The 1,523-nt window shown below is 43.3% G+C and carries 1 protein-coding gene; it reads right to left on the bottom strand.

The annotated features are described in order from the left end of the window. A partial coding sequence (fusA, locus tag B3014_RS06885) for an elongation factor G (protein WP_289286932.1) occupies nucleotides 1–1,523 on the bottom strand: 1,523 nt, incomplete at both ends.

Here is a 1,523-nt window from a genome sequence, read left to right as displayed (position 1 = left end):
TCCATAGAGAACTGACCACGACCAGATGTCATTGTACGAAGTGAACCGATATAACCAAACATTTCACTCAAAGGTACTTCAGCCTTAATACGAACGCCTGTTGCACCTGCATCCTGAGACTTAATCATACCGCGACGACGGTTTAAGTCACCGATAACATCACCCACGTTATCTTCAGGTGTGAACACGTCAACTTTCATGATTGGCTCAAGTAATTGTGGGCCCGCTTTAGGAATTGATTGACGGAAACCACCCATTGCAGCTAATTCAAACGCGATAGCAGATGAGTCAACAGCATGGAATGCACCATCAAATAAATTCACTTTAACGTCAAGTAATGGGAAGCCAGCTAATACACCTTTATCCATCATTTTCTTGAAGCCACCTTCAACTGCTGGCCAGAATTCACGAGGAACAGTACCACCAGTAACCGTTGATTCAAAAGCAAAACCACTACCTGGTTCACCTGGTTCGATGATGTAGTCGATACGACCAAACTGACCAGAACCACCTGATTGTTTCTTGTGAGTGTAGCTGTCTTCAACACGTTGTGTGATAGTTTCACGGTAAGCAACTTGAGGCTCACCAACAATAACATCAACGTTATGAGTACGTTTCAAGATATCTACTTTAATATCTAAGTGTAGCTCACCCATACCTTTCATGATGGTTTCGCCACTATCTTGGTCTGTTTCAACACGGAAAGATGGATCTTCTTTAATCATTTTACCCAGAGCGATACCTAACTTCTCTGCAGCACCTTTATCTTTAGGTGCAATGGCGATAGAAATAACGGGATCTGGGAAAACCATTGGTTCAAGTGTTGCTGGATTTTTCGGATCACATAAAGTGTGACCTGTTTGCGTGTCTTTCATACCAACGATAGCGATGATATCACCCGCATGAGCGTAGTCTAGCTCGTTACGATCGTTCGCATGCATTTCCACCATACGACCAACACGTTCAGTTTTACCGGTAAACGTATTCAGGATCGTGTCACCTTTACGTACTTCACCAGAGTAGATACGAACGAATGTCAGTGCACCAAAGCGGTCATCCATAATTTTGAATGCCAATGCACGTAATGGACCATTAATATCAACAGTCGCTACTTTACCTGTTTCGTTACCTTCTAAATCCACTTCTGGTTGAGGATCAACCTGAGTTGGATCAGGCAGGTAATCAACAACCGCGTCCAGAATTAACTGAAGACCTTTGTTTTTGAATGAGCTACCGCAATATGTAGGGAAGAAGGCTAATTCTAATGTACCTTTACGAATACATTTTTTCAGGTCATCAACTGAAGGTTCTTCACCTTCCAGATATTTTTCCATTAAGTCGTCGTCTTGCTCTACAGCCGTCTCAACGAGTTTTTCACGCCATTCTTCGATCTGATCAGCCATCTCTGCAGGTGGCTCTTCAATGCTGTAGTTTTCAGGATCTTTTTCGTCAGGCCAGTACCATGCTTTACGTGTCAGCAGATCAACCACACCCTTGAACTCGTCTTCGATACCGATTGGCAG

The sequence above is a fragment of the Methylophaga sp. UBA678 genome (assembly GCF_002299105.1).
GTDB lineage: Bacteria > Pseudomonadota > Gammaproteobacteria > Nitrosococcales > Methylophagaceae > Methylophaga > Methylophaga marina.
The sequence above is the reverse complement of the archived record's forward strand: the minus strand, read 5'-3'. Positions and strand labels throughout refer to the sequence as shown.